The organism is Paenibacillus sp. PK3_47 (assembly GCF_023520895.1).
In the GTDB taxonomy this organism is placed as follows: domain Bacteria; phylum Bacillota; class Bacilli; order Paenibacillales; family Paenibacillaceae; genus Paenibacillus_AQ.
In genome coordinates, this window is sequence record NZ_CP026029.1 from 1,575,257 (window position 1) to 1,601,050 (window position 25,794).

The 25,794-nt window shown below is 51.6% G+C and carries 19 protein-coding genes; 4 read left to right on the top strand and 15 right to left on the bottom strand.

The features are described 5' to 3' along the window. Positions 1-129 precede the first annotated feature (129 nt). A complete protein-coding gene (locus C2I18_RS07130; protein ID WP_249900564.1) occupies positions 130-1,140 on the top strand; it encodes a LacI family DNA-binding transcriptional regulator in 1,011 nt (336 codons plus the stop codon). Positions 1,141-1,330: 190 nt separating this feature from the next. On the opposite strand, the gene C2I18_RS07135 is transcribed toward C2I18_RS07130, so the two are convergent. The 6 genes from C2I18_RS07135 to C2I18_RS07160 form a co-directional block, all read right to left on the bottom strand. Next, positions 1,331-2,008, bottom strand: coding sequence for an alpha/beta hydrolase (locus C2I18_RS07135; protein ID WP_249900565.1), 678 nt, complete (start codon positions 2,006-2,008; stop codon positions 1,331-1,333). 191 nt (positions 2,009-2,199) lie between these two features. Beyond that, the gene (yunB, locus tag C2I18_RS07140; protein WP_481857888.1) at positions 2,200-3,360 is read right to left on the bottom strand and encodes a sporulation protein YunB; all 1,161 of its coding nucleotides are present in this window, start codon (positions 3,358-3,360) and stop codon (positions 2,200-2,202) included. A gap of 136 nt (positions 3,361-3,496) precedes the next feature. Further along, entirely contained in the window at positions 3,497-4,108 is a 612-nt protein-coding gene (locus C2I18_RS07145; protein ID WP_249900566.1) for a TVP38/TMEM64 family protein, read from the bottom strand. Between the two features lie 189 nt (positions 4,109-4,297). Then, a complete protein-coding gene (locus C2I18_RS07150) occupies positions 4,298-5,173 on the bottom strand; it encodes a glycine betaine ABC transporter substrate-binding protein (protein ID WP_249900567.1) in 876 nt (291 codons plus the stop codon). Between the two features lie 12 nt (positions 5,174-5,185). Beyond that, the gene (locus C2I18_RS07155; RefSeq protein ID WP_249900568.1) at positions 5,186-6,022 is read right to left on the bottom strand and encodes an ABC transporter permease; all 837 of its coding nucleotides are present in this window, start codon (positions 6,020-6,022) and stop codon (positions 5,186-5,188) included. Continuing rightward, entirely contained in the window at positions 6,009-7,217 is a 1,209-nt protein-coding gene (locus tag C2I18_RS07160; RefSeq protein ID WP_249900569.1) for a quaternary amine ABC transporter ATP-binding protein, read from the bottom strand. Before C2I18_RS07160 ends, C2I18_RS07155 begins: the two co-directional genes overlap by 14 nt. Positions 7,218-7,476: 259 nt before the next feature. Between C2I18_RS07160 and C2I18_RS07165 the strand changes: the two genes are divergently transcribed. Continuing rightward, positions 7,477-8,034 carry a GbsR/MarR family transcriptional regulator gene (locus tag C2I18_RS07165; RefSeq protein ID WP_249900570.1) on the top strand — a complete coding sequence of 186 codons (558 nt, stop codon included), beginning with the start codon at positions 7,477-7,479 and terminating at the stop codon, positions 8,032-8,034. Positions 8,035-8,179: 145 nt separating this feature from the next. On the opposite strand, the gene C2I18_RS07170 is transcribed toward C2I18_RS07165, so the two are convergent. Next, positions 8,180-13,279, bottom strand: coding sequence for a carbohydrate binding domain-containing protein (locus tag C2I18_RS07170; protein ID WP_249900571.1), 5,100 nt, complete (start codon positions 13,277-13,279; stop codon positions 8,180-8,182). Between the two features lie 306 nt (positions 13,280-13,585). On the opposite strand from C2I18_RS07170, the gene C2I18_RS07175 reads away from it, so the two are divergent. Then, on the top strand, positions 13,586-14,602 hold the full coding sequence (locus C2I18_RS07175) for a LacI family DNA-binding transcriptional regulator (protein ID WP_249900573.1): 1,017 nt from the start codon (positions 13,586-13,588) through the stop codon (positions 14,600-14,602). A 1,097-nt stretch (positions 14,603-15,699) separates the two neighbouring features. On the opposite strand, the gene C2I18_RS07180 is transcribed toward C2I18_RS07175, so the two are convergent. The 7 genes from C2I18_RS07180 to C2I18_RS07210 all read right to left on the bottom strand — a co-directional run bounded on the left by C2I18_RS07180 (position 15,700) and on the right by C2I18_RS07210 (position 23,722). Then, positions 15,700-16,710 carry a ketoacyl-ACP synthase III gene (locus C2I18_RS07180; protein ID WP_249900574.1) on the bottom strand — a complete coding sequence of 337 codons (1,011 nt, stop codon included), beginning with the start codon at positions 16,708-16,710 and terminating at the stop codon, positions 15,700-15,702. 277 nt (positions 16,711-16,987) lie between these two features. Next, on the bottom strand, positions 16,988-18,346 hold the full coding sequence (locus C2I18_RS07185) for a glycoside hydrolase family 28 protein (RefSeq protein WP_249900575.1): 1,359 nt from the start codon (positions 18,344-18,346) through the stop codon (positions 16,988-16,990). 24 nt (positions 18,347-18,370) lie between these two features. Then, complete coding sequence (locus C2I18_RS07190; RefSeq protein WP_249900577.1) at positions 18,371-19,246, bottom strand: carbohydrate ABC transporter permease; 876 nt, start codon at positions 19,244-19,246, stop codon at positions 18,371-18,373. 23 nt (positions 19,247-19,269) lie between these two features. Next, positions 19,270-20,238, bottom strand: coding sequence for an ABC transporter permease (locus tag C2I18_RS07195; RefSeq protein WP_249900578.1), 969 nt, complete (start codon positions 20,236-20,238; stop codon positions 19,270-19,272). Positions 20,239-20,341: 103 nt separating this feature from the next. Beyond that, positions 20,342-21,907, bottom strand: coding sequence for an extracellular solute-binding protein (locus C2I18_RS07200; protein WP_249900579.1), 1,566 nt, complete (start codon positions 21,905-21,907; stop codon positions 20,342-20,344). 795 nt (positions 21,908-22,702) lie between these two features. Further along, the gene (locus C2I18_RS07205) at positions 22,703-23,251 is read right to left on the bottom strand and encodes a GNAT family N-acetyltransferase (RefSeq protein WP_249900580.1); all 549 of its coding nucleotides are present in this window, start codon (positions 23,249-23,251) and stop codon (positions 22,703-22,705) included. Positions 23,252-23,377: 126 nt separating this feature from the next. Beyond that, entirely contained in the window at positions 23,378-23,722 is a 345-nt protein-coding gene (locus C2I18_RS07210; protein WP_249900581.1) for a winged helix-turn-helix transcriptional regulator, read from the bottom strand. A 106-nt stretch (positions 23,723-23,828) separates the two neighbouring features. Here C2I18_RS07210 and C2I18_RS07215 point away from each other — a divergent pair, with 106 nt between their 5' ends. Next, on the top strand, positions 23,829-24,212 hold the full coding sequence (locus tag C2I18_RS07215) for a RidA family protein (protein ID WP_249900582.1): 384 nt from the start codon (positions 23,829-23,831) through the stop codon (positions 24,210-24,212). Positions 24,213-24,313: 101 nt separating this feature from the next. Here C2I18_RS07215 and C2I18_RS07220 read toward each other — a convergent pair whose 3' ends face one another. Then, positions 24,314-25,756, bottom strand: coding sequence for an extracellular solute-binding protein (locus tag C2I18_RS07220; RefSeq protein ID WP_249900583.1), 1,443 nt, complete (start codon positions 25,754-25,756; stop codon positions 24,314-24,316). Positions 25,757-25,794: the final 38 nt, after the last annotated feature.

Below are 25,794 nucleotides of genomic sequence, written 5' to 3' on the forward strand. Positions count from 1 at the left end.
TAACCTGCAGCTCATTTTCATTCATACTCCCCATACACTGCCGATCCTGTTTCTTTTGAAAAAAGAGCAGAACTGCACCAACTTACATCTGCCATTTGTACAAATTCCGTTATGGCGAGAGGATTGATTATGAAAGTTACCATTACTGATGTTGCAAGAGCAGCAGGGGTTGCCAAGTCGACCGTATCCAAGGTGCTGAATGATTCCCCCAGAATCTCACAGGAAACTAAGCTCAGGGTCAGGGCCATCATGAAAGAGATGAACTATACCCCAAGCAGCACGGCAACCCGGTTAGCCAGACAAAACAGCTCCACCATCGGCCTCTTGATTGATATGTCCAAAGAAAGTGAATTCCTGAACCAGTTCTTTTACAGCATTATCGGAGGTATTGAAAGCGTGCTAGGTACGTTAAAGTATGATCTGACCATTGCCAATGTCCAGAACAGTGATCCGGAAGGGGGCTTCCTGAGCTCTCTGGTGCTGGGCAAACGGGTTGACGGTATTATCGCCAACACTTCGGTGCTGACTGAGGAGATGTGTGCGGAGTTGAACAGGCTCGGGTTCCCTTACGTTTCCATAGGGGAGCTGCCATCTGCAGGAGCCTGGGTTGACTGTAACAATGAGGCAGGAGGGGCAATGCTGACCGGACATCTGCTGAAGCAGGGCTATACGGACGTAGCTTTTGTAGGCGGGCAGCAGGAGAGTATGCTCTTCACCCGGCGTCTGGCCGGTTATGAGGGTACTCTGCGGCAGGCAGGCCTCACTGTGCGGACCGACCGGATCATAAACGGGGCTGCAGATGAAGAAGACGGCTATCTGGCAGCCCGAGGGCTGCTGCAAAGCGGAGATCCGCCGGATTCGATCATCTGCATGAGCAACTATGCCGCATTCGGCGTGCTCAAGGCCGCCAGCGAGCTGGGCGTTGCCATCCCTGCACAGCTTGGCGTCGCCACATTCGATGACTATCCTTTGTCCCGCTATACAACCCCCCCGCTAACCTCGTTAAATATGGATACCTTTCAGCTGGGTGCAGCTGCGGGCCGTTTACTGCTTGAACAGGTTGAAGGACAGGGAGGCCAAGGTGACCGTTTACTGCTTGAGCCTGAGCTGATAGTGCGGTCATCCACCTGGAGGAGCTGAAGCAGGCCGGCGCTTGCAGGGAGCGGTCCTGTATAGGAGCCGTTCCTGCTCTATCCGCTTATTTCACCCTTGTTCTTGTGTCTTAAAAGCCTATGTACAGGTCATTCTGGATACCGGTTACGAGAAACCGGTTTCCTTCAATAAAAGTTATCATGCGCTGTATGCGTTGTCAATGTAACCGGCCGAACATTTATACAGAAATCTGCTCTCCGGTACCTTTAATAAACTGCAGCACTTCCTTCATAATCCGCTCACTGTCCTGGCAATGGCAGACCATATGTCCGCTGTTCTCCACCATCATTACCTGTTTGAGGCTGGAAGGGATCGTCTGCTGCAGAAAGCCGGCACTTTTGGTCTTCACCAGATGGTCTCTTTTACCTTGAACAATCAGGGTCGGAATCTCAATACGCGGATAAATCTCGAAGCTCTCGCGGACCAGCCGCTGGAATTCCCTTGTCGCTTTCGCCGGTGTGGAGCCGAATTTGCGCAGATAATTTCTGAGCATGCTTACACTGCCCAGCGTTTTCAGAATTTCTAAAGTATTCAGCGGAAAGACCGGCGCGGAGAGCAGCGTAAGAGACTTGATCCGCGCCTGGTACTGCACTGATAAATAGGAAGCGATAAGCGCCCCGGTAGAAAAACCGATCAGATGGACACGGTTCCCCGTCTTCAGCAAGCCTTGCAGTTCCTCCTCTGCCACTCTGCGCCATTCATGCCGGTCCGCTTGAAGCAGATCCTGTCTGCTGCCCCCGAGACCCTTGATTGCGAATGTTCTGGAATGATAATTATGCTGCTCCATGAATAGCGACAATGGAGAAATCTCATGAATCCCCCCGGTGAAGCCATGAATAAACAGACAACTGTCCATAGCCGTTCCCCTTTTCTGCAAGTTTTACCGCCTGTCTCCCTTATCTTATCCATTTTAAGAAAAATGAACCTTAACTTCCAGGCAGTGAAACGGGGTTTCGCAAAACAAAAAAAGCCATACTCCATAAGAGTAAGGCTTGATTTAACAGTAAAGTAATCACAGCTTTGGAGTAAGCGGTGTCCGCTCTCCCCCTATTCAGCACTTCCCGTGTCTGTTCCGCCGTTCCCTGCATTGCCCGTATTGCTGGAATTGTCAGCGGAGCTGCCGCTTTCAGGCGGAACATTTCCGCTTCCGCTGTTCTGCTCCTCACTGCCTCCGGTCTCTTCCTTTACCGGATGATCCTGTGCAGCTCCGGAGGCATCCCCGCTTACAGACGGTGCAGGAATCGCGATCCCGGGAGCGCTGCTGCCATTCTCGCCGACAGGCTGGCCCTGATTATCGTAGTAATACATCGGCACATCCCCGACAACCATCAGATAGGACACGGGGATTTCCGTATCCACCACCTGCGGCTCCATATCAAAAGGAATGACGACCGCCACCTCAGTGACGATATGAATATAGACCTCGACCAGAATCATATTGATTCCGGCATTCTTCTGGCGGGTATTGAGCTCCACTTTCACTGCGCCCTGGGGCTCAATTTTGATCGGCACATCCGGCCCGAAGGAGGCAATCAGCGGACTGCCCAGCGCCTGCCCGAGCGGAATATATTCCGTCTGGTTATGCAGCTCCTGCAGCGTGGATTGGATGACCTGCGCCGCCTGTGAAGTGATCCGCATATGCTCTTTATAATTGAGCATAAATCCGGATATTTTGCCTTCTTTATCCGATTTCCAGTCAATCAGTGCCTCGGCATCGCCGCCGTCGGCCACCTGGGAAGTAATCGCCTTATTAATCGATTCCGTGGCAATCTGTTTGACCCGGATTTGTGCCAGATGAAGAATCGGCGGCTTCAAATGCTGCTCCACATAACGCAGCCCCTGGATGACAGCCAGAATCAGCAGCAGGCTGACAATCAGCCAGTAACGTCCCCGTCTGCTCCGCTTATGTGTCTTTCCGCCTGATGTCCGCTCGCCGCCGCCCGCCTGTCTGAACAGGCTGCCTGCTTGCTTGGCCCCGGATGTGGCAGCCGTTCCGGACATCATCCCGCCTGTCCTTGAAGGTTTTGCTTTGAAGGCCGCACTCTTCCCCGCCGGCCTTGGAATTCTCTGCTTTACCGGTTTTGCCTTGAAGGACGGGCTGCGCCCCGGCGGCTTCGGCAAGCCGCTCCAGCTGACCTTCGGCAGCCGCAGGCGGCCGAGATTTGGCATAACCGCCCTCCGGCTGCCCCATTTCCTGATTCTGCCCATGAGCTCTTCCTCCTCCCGGCGGCCTGCGGTCAAGCCGCTTCTGCTTACTATAGGCTATTCGGGAAGCGGACAAAAAAGAAGAACGCTCTCCGGGCAGCCGCCTAAAGAACGTTCTTTTGCAATTAAAAAATAAGTACTATTGCATCCGGCTCCGCTTATCCTCCTGAAGGTGGCCCCAGTGGCGCCGTACAAACACTGCCAGCAGAATAAAGGCAAATACAGCATACCAGCCGAGAAATCCGTTCCATTCCTCCCTGGGGACAATCAGTGAAGAGCCTATCGTGCCGAACAGCCAGATATAGGACAAATTTCCGAGCACGGTTCCCCAGATGTATGCCGAAGCCTTGATCGGTGAAACTGCCGCCATAAAATTGATGATGTTGCTGGGAACGATGGGGACGGTACGCAGCAGGACCAGCGTCCAGATGCCATACCGGTCCAGATACCGCTGCCACTTGTCATACCGCTTCAGCTTAGAACGCCATTTGCCGTCGAACCAGTTAAAAAGATATCTGCGGAACAGGAAATACACCAGAATTGCACCCAGATTACAGGCCAGCCAGCTGACAGCCATACCGCCGATTACATTAAATTCCGATACATGCAGCACAATCAATATGGCCAGTGGAAAAAATCCGAACAGGCTCTGCAGAATCGTCAGCGGAACCGTTGCGAACAAAATATACGGCCCGCTTAAGCCCAGACTTTGCAGCAGCCAATCAATCCAGCCGTTAATGACCTCTGTCACGGGCGGTCTCCTTTCTTCAAGAAAAACACCCCTTACGGGGTGTTTATACATGAGTGTATGCATATGAAATCGTAATAAAGAACGTTTAGGCCGTACAAGTTACAGAATTGTAGCCTTAGATGGAATTAATCATAGCACACAATTTAAAAGGCTGCAAAATCATTGCCGGCTGGCTATCTGCAGGTTTAATTACTCGGCAGCTTCTGTTCCGGCAATCCAGGCATTTACCTTGTCTGCATTGGCTTCAACCCATGCTTTGGCTGCATCCTCAGGCGATTTGCCCCCTTGAATGTCTACCATCACCTGCTCCATCTCTTCAGGCGTCCACTGGAATTGATCCAGGAAGGTATAAGCCTCCGGCATATCCTCTTTCAGGCCTGTACGCACCATAGTATGGATCTGTTCAGCCCCGCCGTATACACCCTTAGGATCTTCCAGATACTTCAGGTCCATGTTGGCGAACATCCAGTGCGGAGTCCAGCCTGTCACTACAATCGGCTGATTGTCGGCATAGGCCTTCTGCAGCTCCTGCACCATCGCAGCCGAGGAGCTTTCCAGCAGAGTATAATCACTCAGCTCATAATCCGTAATAGCTTTCTCTGTAGACATCATAATTCCGGCTCCCGGCTCAATGCCGACAATCCGGTTCTGGAGAGAAGATGCCAGATCCGCATTCTTCAGATCCTCGATCGAGCTGATCTCCATGTAAGTCGGGACTGCAAGCCCTGTTTTGGTTCCTTCCAGGTTGGGACCCAGATCCTCGATATCATTTCCGTACTGTTCCATGTAGGAAGCATGCGTACCCGGCAGCCACGCGGCTACCATCGCATCTGCGCTTCCGTCGGCAACCCCTGCCCACATAGGACCGGCATCAACCTGAAGCATTTCCACGGACATCCCCAGCTTCGATTCCAGCACTTCCTTCACAACATAAGTACTGGCAATTTCCGAATCCCAGGCCACATAGGCCAGCTTCACTTTTGTACTTCCTCCCTGTGACGAACATCCGGCCAGAGCGGCCACCAGCAGTACCAGTAACAGTAATCCTATACTTTTCTTCTTCATCCGGTCACACTCCTATTTCTGTTTTTTGGGTTTAGCTAGATTCTGGGTCAGACGGTCCAGCAGAATCGCGATAATGACGATGGCAATCCCCGCTTCAAAACCCGCGCCCGTCTTGGCCTGCGATACTGCTCTGTAGACATAGGCACCTACACCCTGTGCACCGATCATGGATGAAATAACAACCATGGACAGCGAGAGCATAATCGTCTGGTTAATACCAGCCATAATGGTAGGCATGGCAATCGGCAGCTGCAGCTTGAACAGCTTCTGGCCTGCCGTTGAACCGAATGCATCCGCAGCCTCCACAAGCTCAGGAGACACCTGGCGGATACCCAGATTCGTCAGCCGGATAGTTGGCGGAATCGCAAATATAATAGAAGCAATTACACCGGGAACTACGCCAAGCGAGAAAAAGGATACCGCCGGCAGCAGATACACGAACGCCGGCATGGTCTGCATAAAGTCCAGAATCGGCGTTACCGTGTTCTGGACAGCTTTGCTCTGGGCACACAGTACACCAAGCGGAACCCCGATCAATACAGCAAGTACCGAAGCTGTCAGTACAAGTGCCAAAGACTGCATCGAAGGATCCCACAGACCGAGATTGTCGATCAGCAGCAGTCCGATTACCGCGAATAACGCCATCCGCCATTTGCCGATCCAGTACGCCAGAGCGGCGATAATAATGGTCAGCACGATGGACGGAAGGAATGTCAGTGCGGCTTCAATGCCGCCTACCATTCCGCCGATGATGGTGTGAATCAGATCAAAGAACGGGCCGAAGTAAGTCATGAGCCAATCTTCGAGCCACTCTACAGCTGATCCGATTGGCATCTTAGGAAAGTTCATGAGTCAGGCCCCCTTCCAGATCCGCATTGCCCGCCAGGGCGGACAGAATAGCCCCTTTAATGACAATCCCCTTCAGCTTATCGCCTTCATCAACGACAGCCACCGGCAGATGCGTCTCCGACATCATCTCGAACAGGTCATTCAGCAGCGTATCCGGACTTACGCGGGGAATTTCCCGCTGCATTACTTCAAGAATGCTTTTGTTCTCCTTTAGTGCTCTTGAAGCATCGTCCGCGGTAATCACACCCTGCAGCTTCATTTCATTGCTCGCCACATACAGACTCGATACCCCGCTGTCCCGCATGAGCTGCAGGGCAACCCGGGGACCCCGCTCCGGCCGGATCATTTCCGGCTGGCGCATGACATGGGCAGCAGTCAGTACCTTGGACAAGTCCACGTCCTCGACGAAACGCTCCACATATTTGTTGGCAGGCTGGATCAGGATTTCTTCCGGTGTGCCGATTTGGACAATAACACCATCCTTCATCAGGGCAATCCGGTCTCCGATCCGCAGCGCTTCATCCAGATCATGTGTAATAAAGACAATCGTTTTTTTCACTCTCGCCTGCAGCTCCAGCAGCTCCTGCTGCATATCCTTGCGGATCAGCGGATCAAGCGCACTGAACGCTTCATCCATCAGCAGAATATCGGGATCATTGGCAAGACCTCTCGCAAGACCTACACGCTGCTGCATGCCTCCGCTCAGCTGATCAGGACGGTGGTTCTCCCAGCCCTTAAGGCCTACCAGCTCCAGCGCCTGCATAGCTTTCTGTGTTCTTTCTTTTTTGTCGACGCCTTGAACTTCAAGGCCGTATTCAGCATTGGCCAGCACAGTGCGGTGCGGGAATAACGCAAACTTCTGGAATACCATTCCGATATTTTTACGCCGGAACCGGCGCAGCTCTTCGGGGTTCATTTTGACAACATCAGATCCTTTAAAAAGAACCTGGCCCCCGGTGGGCTCGATCAAACGGTTCAATAAACGGACCAACGTCGATTTACCGCTGCCCGATAACCCCATAATGACAAAGATTTCTCCCTCATCGATACTAAACTCGGCCTTGTTAACCCCTACAGTCAGCTTGGCCTCCCGGGCAATCTTCTCTTTCGACCACCCCTGCTCCAATAATGGAAGGGCGCGTCCTGCATCGTTACCGAATACTTTGGTAAGTTGCTTCACCTCTATAATTGCCATGGTGACCTCCTTTTCCCCTTTGATATTCAGGTATGTTTTTTTCGTCTCACTAAGTGTAACGGAGTTGTGAAAAGAGACGCAAAGCTCGTATACGCTAAAAAATTAGTGTACAGTTTTAACTTTACGTACTTTACGTATAGAATACTCTGTTTTTCGCCATATTCCGTTTCCCATGATTTCTTTACTTCTTGACAGGGATATGTTTACATTACATTTGAGAGGTTTGCACTTTATAAGCCTAATCCTCAGGAGGGACATCATGAACGATTTAGAAGGGCTGCCGCCCGAACAAATAGAGAGAATCAGCAAAGCGCGTGAGCGTGTCATAGATTCCATCGGCAAAAATATGGATTTGTACGGAATCACCTTATCCATCGGGCATTTATACGGGTACATGTACTTTAATCAGGGACCTGTGACACTGGACGAACTGAGCCGGACGATGGGAATGAGCAAGACATCCATGAGTACGGGCGTGCGCACGCTGCTGGACCTGAAGATGATCGACAAGGTTTGGGGCAAAGGCACCCGTAAGGATCTTTTCGAAGTTGTTCCCGACTGGCACCAGAACTTCAGTGATTATTTCTCGATCAAATGGAGAAAAGCAGTGGAAGGCAACATGTCCGCACTGTCCAAATCGCTAACCGAAATCAGACAAATGAAAACCGAATATGCCGGAGACGAGCAGCTCACCGTGCTGCTGAATACCGATGAAATCAAAATTGAAGAAGCGATTAAATACTACCGCTGGCTGCTCAAATTGATCGAATCGCTGGAAAACGGCAAAATTTTCGAGTTTATCCCTAAAGAAACTTAAATATAGCTTTCCCCGTTTTGCTAAAAAACAATAAAAAGGCCATGATTCCTGATCAGGAACCATGGCCTTTTCTGTATTATAATCTAAACTGAAGCAATGATGTCCGGAGTGCCGCGATTGGGCGGCATGAATGTCTGCCCGGAAGCTACGGCGTTCCCGTTAAGCTTACCTCGTCGATGTAAATCTTATTTCCGGCATTGATGGACGCATTCGTCTCTGCGCTGTTGCCGTCAATCAGCCCCAGCAGAAAAACAAGATGTGCACCGTCATCCGCAGCGCCTTCCATGGTGAAGGTGTAGCTGTATTCCGTCATCTGACCCGTTAGAGCAACCTTTTGTGCCGGGAGATACTTCGTATAATCCCCGCCGTTATGCTCCACGGCCACCTCGATCAGCCGGTCAATGTCCGAGCGCGCCGAGAACTTCAGGGTGTAGCTTTTGCCCTGCTCAAGCTTCAGCTTGGCATAGTCGACCTGGGCGCTGTAACTTGCCATCCCGGTCCAGGTCAGCGAAGCCAGCAGTTCACCGTCCAGCACTTCCGCCGAGCCTGTTCCATCGAAATAGGAGGTCCAGCCTGCCATCCCCTTTTCCGGATCAAAGCTGCCATTATCCAGTGTTCCGCTTACAGGCGGCGGTACCGTGCCGTCCTGTGCAGGCTGTACAATGATATCGTCAAAAGTAAGGGTATGCGGTGTTCCATTCGCCGTCTGGTCGTCCCCAAGCGCTGCACCGATCAGGTAATTGAGCTTCAGCTTCATGGCTCTGTCCGCGGTAAACTTCCCAGTGTAGGAGTCCCAATCTGAACCGAGCTCAAATTTGGCCTGCACCGGAGGCTCGGATAACCCGGTATATTCAACAATAATCTGCCTTGGGACTGTTGACTTGGCCCGGAAGCTCAGCTCATATGTTGTTCCGGCTTCCAGCGGAATTCCCTCCTGGAAGAACTGCGTATGCCAGGCCTGCGACCCGGCCGCTGTGATCCCGATTTCGGCTGCGCCTTCGTTTACCTTGAAGCTGGAGACGCCGCCTTCCCCGGACCAGGTACTCCAGCTGGCTGCCCCGCTGCTGAAGGAGCCGTTAACGACAAGGTTGCTGCCGGCCGGCAGAATACTCTGCTGCACCGTCGCGCTTACATATCCTTCTGCCTCTACAGTCACCGTGTAACTGCCTTCACCGGCAAAAGCTTCTGCAGCGATGATCATCTTACCGGGCTGAATACTGTATTGCCCGGCTGGAAGTACCGTTTCGCCTACTTTAACCGCCGTGATCTTCCCCCGCCATTCCGGATTGTCGATGAAGCTCAGCTCAATTGGCTGTCCGGTTTTGTTACTGGTAGTGTCACCAAGCAGCTCCTGCGGTTTGGCCGGGGCATTCTTGATCTGGAATTTTACATTATCGATGATTACATCATGCCCCTGCGGGATGCTCACACCCTCCACCTTGCCCAGCAGGAATTTCAGCGACAGCGTGTCTTTCACACCCTGGCGGAATTCGAACTTATAATGTGCAGTATCCGGCGTTAATTCAACAACTTTGCTCAAAGAAGGCTGATATGACGCATTTTCCGCATTAACTGTAATCTTGCGGGCCACGCTGGAGCTGGCATCGAATTCAATCACATAATCCATGCCGGCGGAAGTCTTCAGCCCGTTCTGGAACAGCATGACGGAATACGGCTGGCTGCCTGTATTCGAAATGCTGAACTTCGCGGCCCCGGTATCCGCAGCTGCCGTACTCTGCCCTCCCTGCTCCGTCAGCAGCCGTTCCCAGCTGTTAAAACCAAAGCTGAAATCTCCGTTCACAAGCGGATAATACACCAGTGACGGATCAAAATAAACGCTTGTGCGCTCGAGCATAAAGTTATCAAGCCTCACCGTACCCGCTGTGCCGCCCAGATGCAGTACAAACTGGGCCTCGGGATCTGCCCTTCCGGCCAGGTCTTCAAAAACCGCCTCAACCTGCTGTACTCCTGCGGGCAGTGTCAGCTCTTTGGATGCATATAATGTTCCGTCCTTAGCCAGCAGTTCAATAACTGCTGTACGTGCGGCAGAGGCTTCCACATCAAAGGTTACCTTGTAATCCTGCCCCTGCACGAGCTGGATGCCCTTCTGCAGCAGCGTGACATCAGCCTCTTCACCGGCCTCCCCTGCAATCTGCAGCTGCAACCGGCCGTCTTCATCCACGGCTGCGCTGACTTCAGCGCCTCCATCGGCTAATGTATGCCAATAGCTCATCCGGTTCATCTCGCCCAGATCAAAGGTGCCGTTATAGAGATGGTTGCCGCTGCCGAGCGGTGTTTTGGAGCTGTCATGATCAAAAGGAATGCTCTCCAGCTCGACCAGCGTGGCATTGCCGATCCACACCGGAAGATTATTCGTCCCGAGATTGAATTCCACCCGCGTGGCAATATCGGAATTCTCCTTCATCTGGAAGCTCATTTCGTACCGGGTCAACGTTGAACTGAGATCTGCCTTGAGCGACGGGGAATAGGCCTGAAAGCCCCTCGATTCGCCGCCGGTCAGCCTGGCGCTGATATTGCGTGTACCCTCTGTTTTGGCATCAAAGCTTAGTTTATAAAATCTTCCCTTGGCCAGCGAGACAATCGCCTGAGGCTGAATGGAGTAGGAATTGCCGCCGGGACTGCTGATGTTTACCTTAAGGAAATTCCGCCCGTTCAGCGGTTCAACCGATACGGCTGCGTCCGCACCGGCCTCCTTGTACAGCACCCAATGTGCAGTATTCGGTATGCCCATTCCGGCATCGCCTTCAGCCTGCTCTGTGAAATTGTTATTATGAATCAGATTGCCGTCTTCAAGTGCCGGCAGGTAGCCTTCAGGGTACGGCTCCTTCCCAATCTGCACCGGCTGCGGCTCCCGGTAAGGCCGGCCCGTCAGCTCATACACCCGGACATAGTCGATCTCCATCGACTGCGGGAACACGGTCTCTGCCGTAGGGCTGCCGTCAAAATTGCCGCCGACAGCCAGATTCATCAGCAGATGGAATTCCTGGTTGAACGGTGCCGGATACGCATTATTGGCCGGCTGTCCGCTGCTGATGCTGTACCAGTCATTTTTGGTCGAATACAGGACGCCGTCGACATACCAGCGGATCTCGCCGGGCTCCCATTCAATCGCATACGTATGGAAATCGGCAATCGTTGAATTTTCCGGGAAAACATATTCCTTGCCGGTATATAAGTTATCGGGCCATCCGCCGCCATGATGAATCGTTCCGGCAACGGTGTCCGGGCGGCTGCCCCAGCCTTCCATAATATCGATCTCGCCGGAAGCGGCCCAGTTGCCGTACACATAATCCTCAGGCAGCATCCAGATAGCAGGCCAGAGCCCTTTTCCCGTAGGCGCCTTGGCGCGGATTTCAAATTTACCGTATTTCTTGCTGAACAACCCCTTTGTTTTGATCCGCGAAGAAGTGTACTCCTTGCCGCCCACCGCTTCTTTCCGTGCGGTAATAATCAGCTTGCCGTCCTGCTCCTTCACATTCTTCTCATCATCCGTATACCATTGCAGCTCATTGTTGCCCCAGCCCGGATTGCCGACCACCGTTCCGTCTCCCAGGTCGTAGGTCCATTTCAGCGGGTCAATACTCTCATCATCGAACTCGTCGTTCCACACCATCGTCCACGGATCAGCCGTTGGTACCGGTGTCGCGGCCGGTTTCGGTGTAGCCGTTGCCGTTGGTGCCGCGGTTGGTTTTGGTGTAGCCGTTGGTGCCGGCGTTGATGCCGGAGCCGGTGCAGGATTGTATCCTGAAGAGCCGCCGCCCGCCGGTGCCTGGCTTGCAGCTGGCGGGGCCAGCGTCAGCTTGCCGCTGCTGCCCTGCTTCAAAACGGTTCCGCCGGCCGTAATTCCTTCGGCCTGATTCTCCACCGTGCCGAAGCTGCCGCTGCCTTGAATCGCTGTTCCCTTGGCGCTTGCCGTAATCAGCAGCTCCGCAATTTGCACATGATCGGCCAGCGTAATTTTGCCGGGACTGCCCAGCTTCAGCTTCCCAATCTTCCCGGACAGGGTGAGCGCCAAGCCTGCTTCAGGAGAGTCCAGTGTAGCTACTGAAGCAAACTCTCCTTTGAGTGTTACTGTTTTAAGCCCGGCGGGGATCTCCACACTGGAGAATCCGGTACCGGTCAGGGTGCTGTCTTCTTCGAGCACAGCTCCGGATGCCAGAACCGTATTTCCTGCCGAGGTAGTTCCGCTGGCGTAAATACGTATTTTCCCGCCTGGTTTGTCTACCTGCACCGCACCAAGCTCACTGTTAAGCAGCCCGATGCTCTTTTCCCCGCCGCCGCGGATGTACGTTGTACCTGTCACCTTCACGCCTTGAAGCTGGACGCTGCCGTCACCGATGCCTTCAGTCAGATAGAGATTGCCTTCGATCACCGTATCCTTCAGCACAATATCCCCGCGGCTCAGAACTACATTTCCCTGTATCGTTCCGGGAGCGGCATCCCCTGCTTCAGACACCAGTCCTGATACCATAAGATCGGCTATTTTGGCAAACTCGGCACGGGTCAGCGTCTTGTCCGGCTTGAACTGGCCGCCGGGATAACCCTGGATATAGCCTGCTGATGTAAGCGCCTGCACAGCTTCAGCGGCCTCACCGCTAACACCGTTCAAATCCGCATAGGCAGGTTTCTCTGTACCGGCATTCAGCCGGAAAATCCTCTGCAGGGCCACAGCCGCCTCTGCGCGCGACAGCTTGGCGGAGGGAGCAAGGGTATTGTCCGGACCGGCGCTGAAATATCCGGCGGCTATGGCCTTGGCGATATCGCCGGCAAACCATGCGTTTCTGCTGACATCATCCGGAAGCTTAGCCGCCTCTGCCCGGTAATTAAAAATCCGGTTGATCATCACCGCAAACTCCGCCTTGCTTAATTCCGTACCCGGCCGGAACGTCCCGTCACCATAACCGCTGACTACACCCAGACTGTTCCAGCGCTGCACAGAACCGGCGGCCCAATGATTCGGACTCATATCAGTAAACGCTTTCAATTCTACAGCTGCTGAAGTCCGGTCTGCAGAAGCTCCTGCCAAAGCTGACGCACTTCCCCCTGGCTTACCTGATTGCGCTGCGGCAGATGCCGCCATATCCGGGCGGGCTGTAACTGCCGCCGTTCTGCCTGCTTCCGGCTGCCAGGATACTTCTGCTGAAGCCGTGCCGCTTCCGAGCGGAGCAAGCAGCCCGGTAATCAGCCCTACAGCTGCCAGAGCCGCAGAAACATTTTTTCTCATCCTCTTCATGCCTCCTCGAATTCGTAATTTCGTTATTCAAGCCAAAGATCGAAATCGGTTTCGACAACCCTATTGTTGCTTACATTCCAAGGTTTGTAAAGGCGCAAAATTTCGGTTTTGGGTGTCCGAATTTCTGGATCAGGCCTCTGGTTATGAAGGATGTGTTTGACTTGCAATACGGATATGAATAGACTTTAAATGATACTTTCTGCCAGCAGGAACAAGAAATTCATACATAATCCAGTATGCTTATTGCAAGCTTTTTCAAGATATAGATCTCATGTGGAGGGTGGCTGTACCATGGTAATGAATATCAAAAAAATCGCCGAAATGGCAGGCGTCTCCGTCTCCACAGTTTCGAAAATCATGAACAATTACAGTGATGTTTCGGAAAAAACAAAAAAGCGGGTCCTGGAAATTATCGAACAGACGGGATATTCCCCTTCCAACTCTGCCAAAACGCTGGCCACCAAGAAGTCCAACCTGATCGGGGTTATTTTTGCGGGTGAGCTTAATGTGGAGTTTACGCATCCTTTTTTTGTGGAGGTGCTGAATTCTTTCAAGAAACAGATGGGGGTGCTGGGCTACGATCTGATTTTCTTTTCCAATGAGAAATTTATCAGCGGCGGGGATTACTTCTCAAGATGCCAGCATTTCCATGTGGACGGCTGTATTATTGTCTCCGGGCAGCAGATGGAGCCGGCAATACGTGATCTCGATAGGAGCAGCATTCCCTGCATCGGCGTGGATTTGGAGCTTCAGGGCAGCAAGTCGGGGTATGTGATGTCAGATAACTATAAGATTTCCTCCAAAGTGGTGGAACATTTCTATCTGCTGGGCTACAGGGAACTGGGCTTTATCGGCAGCACAGCGGATTCGGATATTTCCAACCGGCGGGAAGCGGGATACATCAAGGCTATCGAGGACTTCGGACTGGCGATGAACCCGGACTGGTTCGTGCACGGCGGGGATTTTTTTGAAGGCAGCGGATATGAGGCTATGCGGTCCATGATTGAAGCCGGTCCCCTGCCCCGGGCAATCTTCGCCGCTTCCGATCTGCTGGCCCTTGGCGCTATCCGCGCTTTGAAGGAGCACGGGCTGCGTATCCCGGAGGACATCGCCATCATCGGCTGCGACGATATTGAAGCCTGCAAATACACCAGCCCCACACTGAGCACCATCCGCCAGAACAAAGAACGTCTCGGTGTGCTCGCAGCACATATGCTGTTTGACCTCATCAACAACCAGTCCGAAGGCGGCTCCTTCGTCGTTGAACCGGCCCTGATTGCGCGCGAATCCTGCGGGAGTCTACTGAAGGGGTAAGGACGAACGGCTCCTGTAATTCCCCGGCCAAAAATGTGCAATCCATGGGATGAGTGTATTTTGTGCAATAGATTGTTAAGAAACGGAGCTAAAAACTGATTCTATTGTAAAAGGGGGAGCAGAATTCGGGAATATCGCCCCAAAACAGCACATTCTCAAAAATCTGCTGCACAAACTGCAGCAGATCCTGTTTTTCGGCTGATTTAGCTTCTTTCTGCTGCATAAGGTGCAATCCGTTCACTTCATATAACCATAAAAAGTAAAAAGGCGGTGTGCGGTGTGCGGTGTGGGATGGTGTTCTAAGTGCTGATAATTATCGTCTTTCTGTAATTATCAGGGTACGGCAGAGTCCCCATCTGTTAGAATGATCAGGCGCTTTATAGCTTAGTTGGATTTCCTCCACTTAATTCTGTCTTTTTTCATCATTTATCAGCTTTAATTGGAAATTCTCCAGTTATTCGGGCGGATAAGGGCTGTTGGAGCTTAATTCAGTACATTTAAGTGGACTTTTTCCAACTAGTATTTGAATGCCGGTGTTTATCGGAGAATTAGATGGAGAAATTCCACTTAGCTTGATTCGCACTTGATCTGTACTTGATCCGCACAAGATCTGTACCTGATCCGCACTTGATTCGCACTTGATTCGCACTTGATTCGCACTTGATTCGCACTTGATTCGCACTTGATCTGCAATTGATCCGCAACTGATCTGTACACGCTCCATGAGACCATTTTCGATAACACGGCTAGTCAACAAGGCAGTCAACAGTACAGCAGACTGATCTGCCGCTTTTTAAGGCAAACCAAATCATTGAATATTATAAAGAGCAGGAAGCTCCTCCCTCTGGCTTCACCAAGTCAAGGCTTACGTAACCGATTCCCTGCGCAGACTTCCTCCCACTCTCATAATTCGACGAACATCTTCGTTAACCACACCATACAACGCAACGAAAGCTCCGCTATTTTCCAAAACATTCTCTAAACCATCCCGAAAACAAATCTTGTTACCGACGATTTCACTACATAATCCAACCTGAATTTTCGGAAAACAGGCCTCCCCTATCCAATCGTTTCACATTCCCCTGCATAAAACCCTATTAAAGAGGGGCAGGAAGCGCAGCCGCTGGATCTAATGACAGCTTAAGAAGCTGGCCTGCATGCGTCAATCCGGCACCAAATCCGTACAGGAGAATCTTTTGTCCATTCTGCACTTTTCCTTCCCGGATGCCCAGATCGAGTGCAAGCGGAATGCTGGCCGCAGAGGTATTGCCGAAATACTCCAGGCTGTATAACGCCTGCTCCAGCGGATAGTTCATCCGCTCACAGACCGGTTCAATCATCCGGAGGTTGGCACTGTGCGGAATAAACCAGTCGACCTGCGCCAGCTCCGCCCCGGCATTCGCCAGCACCTGCTGCACACCCTGAGGTACCGTTCTCACCGCCCAGCGGAACACTTCCCGGCCATTCTGCACCAGCATGCCTGTATCCGCCAGTTCCATGCCATTGACCGTCCGGGACAAGCCGCTCCGGTACACATGATGTCCGCCGCCGCCGTCACTCCCCAGATGGAACCCCAGGAAGTGATCCTCCCGATCATCCTGCTCCACAAGCACGGCCCCTGCCCCATCGCCAAACAAAATGCAGGTGCTGCGGTCGCTGTAATCTGTAATTTTGGAGAGCGCATCCGCACCGACAACGAGCACTTTACGGTGCAAGCCTGACCGGATATATGCATGGGCAGTATGCAGAGCGTAGACAAAGCCGGCGCAGGCAGCACTCAGGTCAAAAGCTCCCGCAGTCAGCGGAATCCCCAGCCGGTGCTGAATAATGGATGCTGTAGAGGGAAACGAAAAGTCAGGCGTGCTTGTAGCCACAAGCACCATATCAATATCATCTGCAGATTTACCATACCGTCTCAGCATATCCTCTGCGGCAGCAACACACAGATCACTGGTGTATTCATTGTCACGGCTGATTCTCCGCTCCCGGATGCCGGTCCGCTGGACAATCCATTCATCATTGGTCTCCACCATCTGCTCCAAGTCATTATTGGTTAATCTCCGCGCGGGCACATAAGATCCGATCGCTGTAATTTTGGCACCTGTCAATGAAATCACCTCTTCGATATAGTAATTGCTTTATTTCAAACTCATTATATCATCTGGTACTAGTACTTGGTACTAATCATACACAAACCCTGCTTCCTTTGCAAAGGAAAAGAAGAGCAAGGGGCTATTTTCCATTCGTCTATAATTGTATATAACCAAATACCACCGGACTGGTTCCCGCTAAGCGAAAACAGCTGCGTAAGCCTCCTGTTCATCCCCATATAACGCCATTTACAGCAAAAAGCAGACCCTCCCGGTCTGCTTTCTTCATCCCTTTTTACATGCGCTCAAAAGACTCTGTCTCTGCACCAACCCGTTCTACCAGCACTTCGGGCTTGACTGTATTTCTGGATCGGCAGTTCAACATTTCAACCTTGTCCCCGTTCTCGATATAAAAGGCCGGGCCTTCATGGTTCTCAACCGTCACCTGCTGAAATTGAACCTCCCGCACATTGCCCAGATAGAATCCGCGGTTCTTCATATTCTCGATCCCTGTCATCATGTCGGGGTGGCCAGGCACGGCATTATGGGCCATGGAAATATCAATGTTCGTGAAGGTCACTTCCGTGACAAACTGTTCAGCCAATCCATACAGAAACCCTGCCGCAGCATGAACATTACGTGCCGTAATATTGGCAAAATGAATCCGTCTGAACAGCGGCGTGTCCGCCGTAACCGGATAAGGATTTTTGTCCCATACGTATTTCTCCTTGCCTTTGGGGCCGCAAAAATAATACAGGTTCATCGTAAACGGACAGATGACATCCTCCATCACGATGTTGCTGACCCGGATATCTTCAACCGTCCCTCCGCGCCCGCGCCTCGATTTCATCCGGATACCGCGGTCCGTCTGCTTGAACACGCAGTTGCTGATGGTTACATTGCGGATATCACCGCTCATCTCGCTGCCCAGCACTACAGCCCCGTGGCCGTGAAGCATGGTGCAGTTGGTGATGGTGATATTTTCGCAGGGAATGCGCTCACTCGTATCCTCGGTTCCCGCCTTGATTGCAATGCAGTCATCACCTACATCGATATGGCAGTTGCTGATCCGCACGCCTGAACAGGACTCCGGATTAATGCCGTCCGTATTGGGGGAATCCGCCGGATTCAGAATGTAGACATTATCGACAGTAACGTTGCTGCACACTACCGGATTTATCGTCCAGCTTGGAGAATTCAGCAGAGTCACGTCTTTGATGGTCACCCTGCTGCAGCCGTAAAATCCGATCAGCGTCGGACGCGGAAATTCCAGCTCCTCCGGATGATTCCGGTGTTTGTCCCACCAGGGTGCCCCGTTTCCTTCCAGGATGCCGCTTCCGGTCACGGAGACATTGGTCAGATTCTCTCCATAAATACAAGGGGCATGCACCTGCCGCTGTACGCCTTCCCATCTGGACAGCACCGGCGGATAATCATCCGGTTCACTGCTGAAGGAAAGCACCGCTCCGGGGCTGAGGTGCAGCTCGATATTGCTGCGCAGCCGTACAGCCCCCGTCCTGAAGGTTCCTGCCGGAATCACAACGGTACCGCCACCGTCCAGGCTGGCTGCTTCAATCGCATCCGCAATCGCCCCGGTCGCCATTATTCCGCTGTCCCTTATTGCCCCGTAGTCTGCAATATTATACACAGTCATTACTCCCTTCCTGCCAACTGGCGGTTAGCCCTTCATCGAACCCAGCATCGCACCTTTGGCAAAATGCTTCTGAAGGAACGGATACACCATCAGAATCGGCAGGGTTGCCACCACGATAACAGCCATTTTGATCGTCTGATCCGGCGGCGGCACGGCAGCATCCAAGGTAGAGCTGTAATCCATACCGCTGGCAAGTACGACGATTTGTCTCAGCAGCACCTGGATCGGCCATTTTGCACTGTCATCCAAATACAGAATGGCGCTCATGTACGTATTCCAGTACGTTACGGCGTAGAACAAGGAAATCGTTGCAATGGAAGGCAGCGACAGCGGCAGCACAATGCGGAACAGGATACCGAAGTCATTGCAGCCGTCGATTTTGGCGGATTCCTCCAGCCCCTCCGGGATATTCTGGAAAAAGTTTTTAAGAATAATCATGTTAAACGCACTGATTGCCGACGGGAGAATAAGCGCTGCATAGGAGTTGATCAGTCCCAGTTCTTTGACTACCAGGAACGTGGGGATCATCCCGCCGTGGAACAGCATGGTGAATACAACGAGAAAGTTGATCACATTGCGTCCGTCCAGATCTCTGCGGGCCAGCGCATAAGCCATCAATGCTGTGATGAACATACTGAATGCTGTGCCGATGAGTGTAACCCCGATCGAAACCCCCATCGCCCGGAAAATCGTATTCGTTGAGAAAATAAACTCGTATGCCTCAAAGCTCCAGACTTTTGGAATGAGCACGAATTTGTTAGCCGCCAGCTCCGCGCTGGTGGTGAAGGAGCCTGCTACTACGTGGATGAACGGCAGCACCGTAACCAGCGTGAACAGGGCCAGCAGTATAAAGTTGACAGCGGAAAATATTCTCCCGCCTATCGTTCTGTCTTCTACCATTTTTCCGATACCTCCCGCTTACTCTAATAAACGCCTTCTTCGCCCATTTTTTTGGAGAGCCGGTTGACCGCCATGACCATAATGAGCCCCACGATCGACTTGAAGAAGCCGATGGCTGTACTGTAACTGAACTGTCCTTGCTGCATACCAGCGGTATACACATACGTATCAATAATTTCCGCGACTCCCCGGTTCATGGAATTCAGCATCAGGTAGACATGCTCAAATCCAAGATCCAGCACGGAACCTATTTTCAGAATCAGCAAAGTAATAATGACACTGCGGATTGCCGGGAGCGTAATATGCCATACTTGTCTTAAGCGTCCCGCTCCGTCCATCCGCGCGGCTTCATACAGCCCCGGATCGACGGCCGCAATGGCTGCCAGGTAGATAATCGTGCCCCAGCCCGCTTCGCGCCAGATGACCTGAATGATATACAGCGGTCTGAACCAGCCGGGATTGAGCAGGAAGTTCACCTTTTCGAAGCCGAAAACGGTCAGCAGCTCGTTGATAATCCCGCCGTCCATCGTAACCATAACGAAGGTGATGGAGACCACGATAACCCAGGACATAAAGTGCGGCAGATAGATCAGCGTCTGGAACGTTCTTTTGAAAAAGCTGCCCCGCAATTCATTCAGCATCAGGGCCAAAATGATCGGGACCGGAAAATAAATCAGGATGTTCATGGCGAACAAAATCAGCGTATTGGACAAAATGTTGAGAAAATCAGGCTCGCTGAACAGGCGGCGGAACTGCTCCAGCCCCACCCAGTCACTGCCGAGAATCCCCTGGTAAGGCTTATAATCCTGAAACGAAATAACCAGGCCGTACATTGGTAAATATTTAAAAATCAGAAAATACAGCACTCCCGGCACCAGCATAATATACAGCAGCTTATTCCTCCACAGCCGCTTCTTCAGCTCGCTGCTACTTTTGCGGGCCTTCGGCTTCCGGTCAGGAATAACACTTGGCTGCGCGGATACCTCCTGCATGGCTCTCTTCCTTTCTGTGTCAAATCAGATTCTTTATCTCTAGTTCAGCGGGAAGACCGCCCGTATCAACGGATCAGGCCCTCCCGTGAACCCGGTCTAACTGTTACTTTTTGTAAGCGGCATTGTACTCTTCAATAATTTTGGCACCGCCGCGGCTCTTCCAGTTCTCAACTTCTTTTTCAAAACCGGCTTTGTCGAGCTGGCCGTAAATATAGTTGTAAGTCGCATCCGTAATAATCTGCTGCAGCTCTACACCCTTAGTAGTGTAAGTTTCCGAATCAAGGGCGGCAGTCGGGTCAGCTACCCCTACTTTCACATTTTCCAGAACCAGCTCTTCGGCATGAATCCGGCCAGGCAGCACATTGTAAGGCTGATACATCCCGTTGGTTTCGGCTTCGCCAATTACGCTGTCCTTGTAGCCCTTAACTTCGCGTTCGATCAGTTCCTTGTTATCCGTAGCCTTAGCTTTGCCGTCTTCCACGGTATAGTGGGTGCCTTCAATTCCCCAGTACATGAGGTTGGAGATCTCCGGAGTCATCATTTTATCGAAGAAAGCCAGAATGCTCTTCAGCTCCGCTTCATCCTTGACGGCCGATTTCGGGAACAGCACCACGTTGTTGTAGCCCGGAATCATCCACTGAGCAAATTTGCCTTCAGGGCTGGCAACCATACTGTGTGTATCGAGTACGGCAGTCGGAACGTTTTTGATCAGATCCTTATTGAGGGAATCAATGTCCTGCATAGAACCGCCGATATAGAGGCCGGCTTTGCCGCTGGTGAACATATTCACCGCATCTGTTTTACTGGTAGCTGCAAAGTCCTGGTTCATGTATCCGCCTTCACGAAGCTTTTTGAAAAAGTCCATCGTAGCGATGTATTCCGGGAAGGTAAATTCCGGAGCCAGCTGGCCGTCCTTTTCGCCCCAGTTATTCGGAGTTCCAAACCAGGAGGAAACGGTTTTGAAGGCGCCATAGACCAGTTCGTTGCGGTCAACCACACCGGTTGTATCCTTTTGGCCGTTGCCGTCCGGATCCTGCTCAGTGAATGCTTTGGCCATAGCGAACAGCTCATCGACATTGGCCGGAGCCTTCAAGCCCAGTTTATCCGCCCAGTCCTTGCGGTAGATAATTCCCTGGCGTGCCAGCGGACGTCCGATATACAGCGTGTAGAGCTTGCCTTCCACCTTGGTGTTATTGAGAATTTCCGGTTTCAGCTTGTTCAGGTTCGGGAATTCGCTCAGGTAAGGCCCGATCTCCCAGAACTGGCCGTCCTTGATCGCTTCCTTCATCTGCAGGAATGTCGTCTGATTCTTCAGATAAGTAACCTGCGGCAGTGAGCCTGTCGCAAAGGAGGAGTTCAGCTTCTCTTCATACGTATCTGCCGGGAAGAACTGATAGGTAAGCTTGGTATTCGTCAGCTTTTCCACTTCTGTTTTAATGGTGTCAGGCGGTGTTTCCGATGTGTTCAGCGGGAGCATGATTTTGATCTCTGTCGGCTTGGACGGCTCAGGTGCCGGTTCCGTGGTCGCAGCGGTCGTGCCGGAATTCGTTCCCGGATCTTTTGTCGCCGCCGCTTCATTACCGCCGTTATTGTTGTTGTTGCCGCACGCCGCCAGCATGCTCATCGTCAGCAGCGCGGACAGGAGCAGGGTGAAGGATTTTTTCTTCATACCTTTTTTGACCTCCGTTTAACTTGTATTGGTTACAAGCAACACACTACAGCGAAGGCCTGGTTACGAAAACAATCATTTACCCATAATGGCGGGTTTGGGGGATGGGGCTGAGAAAATGATTATTGGGTGATGGGGTTGGATGTAAATGGAAAAAGTGAGGGTGTAAGAGGTGGGGCGTAACTGCGGGAAGCGTCCGAGAGGTGGGGCGTAACTGCGGGAAGCGTCCGAGAGGTCGGGCGTAACTGCGGGAAGCGTCCGAGAGGTCGGGCGTAACTGCGGAGAATGTTTGGACTTCCGGCCGCTGTTATGTTTGGATTTCCTCATTTAAACCGCTGTCCGCGGTAGAAATCCAAACATAAAGGCGGACGCTGACGCTCCTACAGTTCCAAACTTCCCCTTCGTTACGGTTACCTCTCTGAGGGTAGAGCCTTTCCATTTACATCCTTGGAAAGGTGGGCAGAATTAAACCCGTCGCTTGGTTCTGCGGCGGGGAGGATTTAGCGGATTCGAGAGGTCGGGCGTAACTGCGGGGAATGTTTGGACTTCCGGCCGCTGTTATGTTTGGATTTCCTCATTTAAACCGCTGTCCGCGGTAGAAATCCAAACATAAAGGCGGACGCTGACGCTCCTACAGTTCCAAACTTCCCCTTCTTTACGGTTACCTCTCTGAGGGTCGGCCCTTTCCTTTTACATCCAGGAAAGGGCGCAGCAGAAAAACCCACCGCTATTATCTGCGGTAGGTGAAGGAACGTAACTGAACAACGTTCCAGGTTAGATAATTTAAATGTAACGCTACAATTCCTTCCACTCGTTATTCAAAATGGCATAAACGCAATCATCAAACCACTCATTATTCATACGGTAACTTTTAATAAAATGAGCTTCTTTCCTAAATCCCATATTCTCCAGAAGCTTGATTGACTTCAAATTGCCAGGGTCTACCGACGCAGTAATTCTATGCTTACCCAGCCCGTTGAACAAATAACCGATCACTGCCCGGACTGCCTCGGAGGCATAGCCTTTGCCTTGGAATTCAGGAGAAAGCGTGTAACCCACTTCAATTTGAAAACCATCATCCATAAAATGAATACCGATATCACCAAGAAGCTGTCCATCTTTCGAGCATATAGCTACTTGGAGCCATGAACCGCCGGTATTTGGTACAACAGCCATATTCCCGGAGATAAACTTCTCCACCTCGCCGATCTCTTCTGGCTTCCATGATTGAAACTTATACACCTCAGGCATAGCACGATATTTGAAAAAAGCATCCTTATCTTTCATTTCCAGCGTTCTTATGATTAACCGGTCTGTTGTAATCCTTTCGAATGCAATCATCATGTGGTTCCTCCAGCTTTTTAGTAAATCTTAACATCCATACCCATCCTTGTGAACTGCAACTTCCTTCACCTGATCGGCGGGAGCCAGCCTAGAGCAAGCGGTCTTGTTCCTGTATGAAAAGCGTCTCTACTCCCCGGGCCGGTTTCTTACTCCCCACTCACATAATCCCTCCAGCACGGGCAGGAGTGTCTCTGCTTTATCAGTGAGACTGTATTCGACTTTCGGGGGAACTTGCGGATATTCCCTGCGTAACACCATTCCATCGGCTTCCAGCTCTTTGAGCTGTGCACTCAGTGTCTTAAACGTAATTGCTCCTATTTGTCTCTTCAGATCATTGAAGCGGACAGGCTGATTTTCGGCCAGGAGATACATAATTACCATCTTCCACTTCCCCCCGATCACCGATAACGTATACCCGAAGGGGGTATCCTTGACATTTTTCACTTTGCCCTTATATTCCGCCATGCTCATGTTAACGCTATCCTTTCAGATAGTACCTATCAAAATAGTGCGTACTATATTTTTATTTGCGTTCATTTTATACTGACCATACTTTGAAAGTAAAGGAGAGAATATAATGACTTCTATTAAAACTTACAATCATGATCTTTGGGATCACGGCATCAGCCAGGGCTACAGTGTTAACGGTACCATCTACATTTCGGGACAATTTTCCCATAATACGGAGGGCGAGTTCGTTGGTGTGGGTGATATCGAAGCCCAGACCCGGCAGACACTGGAGAATCTTGATCGCGTACTGGCGGGTTTTGGGGTCACGAAGTCGAACCTCGCTTATGTGGAGGTCTATCTGACTAATGCGCCGGAGCACTTCGAGCCATGTATGCAGCTGTTCAAGGAATACATGGGACAACACCGCCCGGCCGGCAGCTGCATCGGCGTGACCTATCTGGCCTCCCCTGTACAGCTGATCGAAATCAGCGCCATCGCACACGAGGGCTAACCCGCCCACCGGAGTAGGCTAGCGCCAGCGGATCGGCCGGGCTCCAGAAAAACAAGGCTGCCGCACAACTCATTCGAAATGGCCAGAGTTTTATTGTTTTGTCACTCTGCCTTCGCCTGTGCCGCAGCATACTCCTGCATTACCAAACTGCCGCCGCTGGACTTCCACTCCTCAATTTCCTGCGCGAATTCCTCAGCGTTCATGTTGCCGATGATGTAATTGTAGGTCGCATCCACAATAATGCGTGACAGCTCCATATTTTTCTCGTCATAGGTTGGGGAACTTAGGCCCAGTGTGGGGTCATTGACCAGGAACTGCTCGTTGTCCTTGCTGAGCTGATCGGCAAGGGCAGTGAGCTGCTCTTTTTGCCCGACTTCCATAATATTGGCGTTGCCCACATCAGCGATCATCAGCGAATAGAGCGGACTCACTTCGTTCACCCGCAGCTTGGAGGTCTCCTCGGGAAGAATGACTTTGCCGTCTTCGAGCTCATAATGCCGCCCCTCTATGCCGTACATCATCAGATTGGCCACATCCTTATCCATCGACCGGTTAAAAAATCCAAGCACCTCCTTCAGCTCCGCCTCTGACGCGATAGCTTTTTTGGAGAACAGGTACAGTCCGTTGTAATTTGGAATCGACCACACCTTATAGCCCTGCGGCCCTTTGATCCGGTTGATCAGAGTGAGCTCCGCGTCCGGGTTAATCACTTTAGCTTCAATAGAGAGGCGCTGCACATCTGTCATGCTGCCGATAAATACCCCTGCTTTTCCGCGGATGAACGTATCCCTCTGGACCTCCTTGCTGGTCAGGGCGAAATCCTGGTTGATAATTTTCTCATTATATAATTTCCGCATAAAATTCATTGTGTTCATATATTCAGGCGTCACAAATTCCGGGATGAACCCTCCGTTCTCCAGTTTCCAGTTGTTTGGGGTGCCGAAATAGGAGCTGAGCGTCTTGAATACCCCGTATACGAGATCATTGCGGTCAACCAGGCCGATCGTATCGTCTTTGCCGTTGCCGTCCGGATCATTGTAGGTGAACTGCTTCATGACTTCGTAAAGTTCATCAATCGTTTCCGGTTTGCCGAGGTTCAGGCGGTCCAGCCAATCCTGGCGGATAATTACCCCTTGTCTGGAGGAAGGACGCTCTGTGTATAAGCCATAAAATTTACCGTCCACAGCAGCCTGGTTCAAAATGGAATTGTCCAATGCTTTTAGATTATGAAAATCCTGCAGATAAGGCCCGATCTCCCAGAACGCGTCGGAACGGATCGCATTTTTGACCAGATTATAATCGGTGAACTTTACAAAGGTGACCTTGGCCAGCGAATTAGTGGTCAGTGCGGTATTCATTTTGTCGGTATAGACCCCTTCGGGAACCCAGGTCATGTTCAGCTTGACCCCTGTCAGCTTCTCGATCTCGGCCATAATTTCCTTGGAGGGCTGCTGCGGAAAATGCAGAGGTGCCAGAATAGAAATGGACGGAGTGCTGCTGCCGGAATCCTGTGCGGAATCCCCTCCGCTGCAAGCGCTTAACAAAATGAATGTAAGTATTAAAGCCAAGCTGCTAAGGCAGG

Coding starts and splice junctions, on each gene's coding strand:
- C2I18_RS07130 (WP_249900564.1), top strand. CDS start 130: ATGAAAGTTACCATTACTGATGTTGCAAGAGCAGCAGGGGTTGCCAAG.
- C2I18_RS07135 (WP_249900565.1), bottom strand. CDS start 2,008: ATGGACAGTTGTCTGTTTATTCATGGCTTCACCGGGGGGATTCATGAG.
- yunB (WP_481857888.1), bottom strand. CDS start 3,360: ATGGGCAGAATCAGGAAATGGGGCAGCCGGAGGGCGGTTATGCCAAAT.
- C2I18_RS07150 (WP_249900567.1), bottom strand. CDS start 5,173: ATGAAGAAGAAAAGTATAGGATTACTGTTACTGGTACTGCTGGTGGCC.
- C2I18_RS07155 (WP_249900568.1), bottom strand. CDS start 6,022: ATGAACTTTCCTAAGATGCCAATCGGATCAGCTGTAGAGTGGCTCGAA.
- C2I18_RS07160 (WP_249900569.1), bottom strand. CDS start 7,217: ATGGCAATTATAGAGGTGAAGCAACTTACCAAAGTATTCGGTAACGAT.
- C2I18_RS07165 (WP_249900570.1), top strand. CDS start 7,477: ATGAACGATTTAGAAGGGCTGCCGCCCGAACAAATAGAGAGAATCAGC.
- C2I18_RS07170 (WP_249900571.1), bottom strand. CDS start 13,279: ATGAGAAAAAATGTTTCTGCGGCTCTGGCAGCTGTAGGGCTGATTACC.
- C2I18_RS07175 (WP_249900573.1), top strand. CDS start 13,586: ATGAATATCAAAAAAATCGCCGAAATGGCAGGCGTCTCCGTCTCCACA.
- C2I18_RS07185 (WP_249900575.1), bottom strand. CDS start 18,346: ATGACTGTGTATAATATTGCAGACTACGGGGCAATAAGGGACAGCGGA.
- C2I18_RS07190 (WP_249900577.1), bottom strand. CDS start 19,246: ATGGTAGAAGACAGAACGATAGGCGGGAGAATATTTTCCGCTGTCAAC.
- C2I18_RS07195 (WP_249900578.1), bottom strand. CDS start 20,238: ATGCAGGAGGTATCCGCGCAGCCAAGTGTTATTCCTGACCGGAAGCCG.
- C2I18_RS07200 (WP_249900579.1), bottom strand. CDS start 21,907: ATGAAGAAAAAATCCTTCACCCTGCTCCTGTCCGCGCTGCTGACGATG.
- C2I18_RS07205 (WP_249900580.1), bottom strand. CDS start 23,251: ATGATGATTGCATTCGAAAGGATTACAACAGACCGGTTAATCATAAGA.
- C2I18_RS07210 (WP_249900581.1), bottom strand. CDS start 23,722: ATGAGCATGGCGGAATATAAGGGCAAAGTGAAAAATGTCAAGGATACC.
- C2I18_RS07215 (WP_249900582.1), top strand. CDS start 23,829: ATGACTTCTATTAAAACTTACAATCATGATCTTTGGGATCACGGCATC.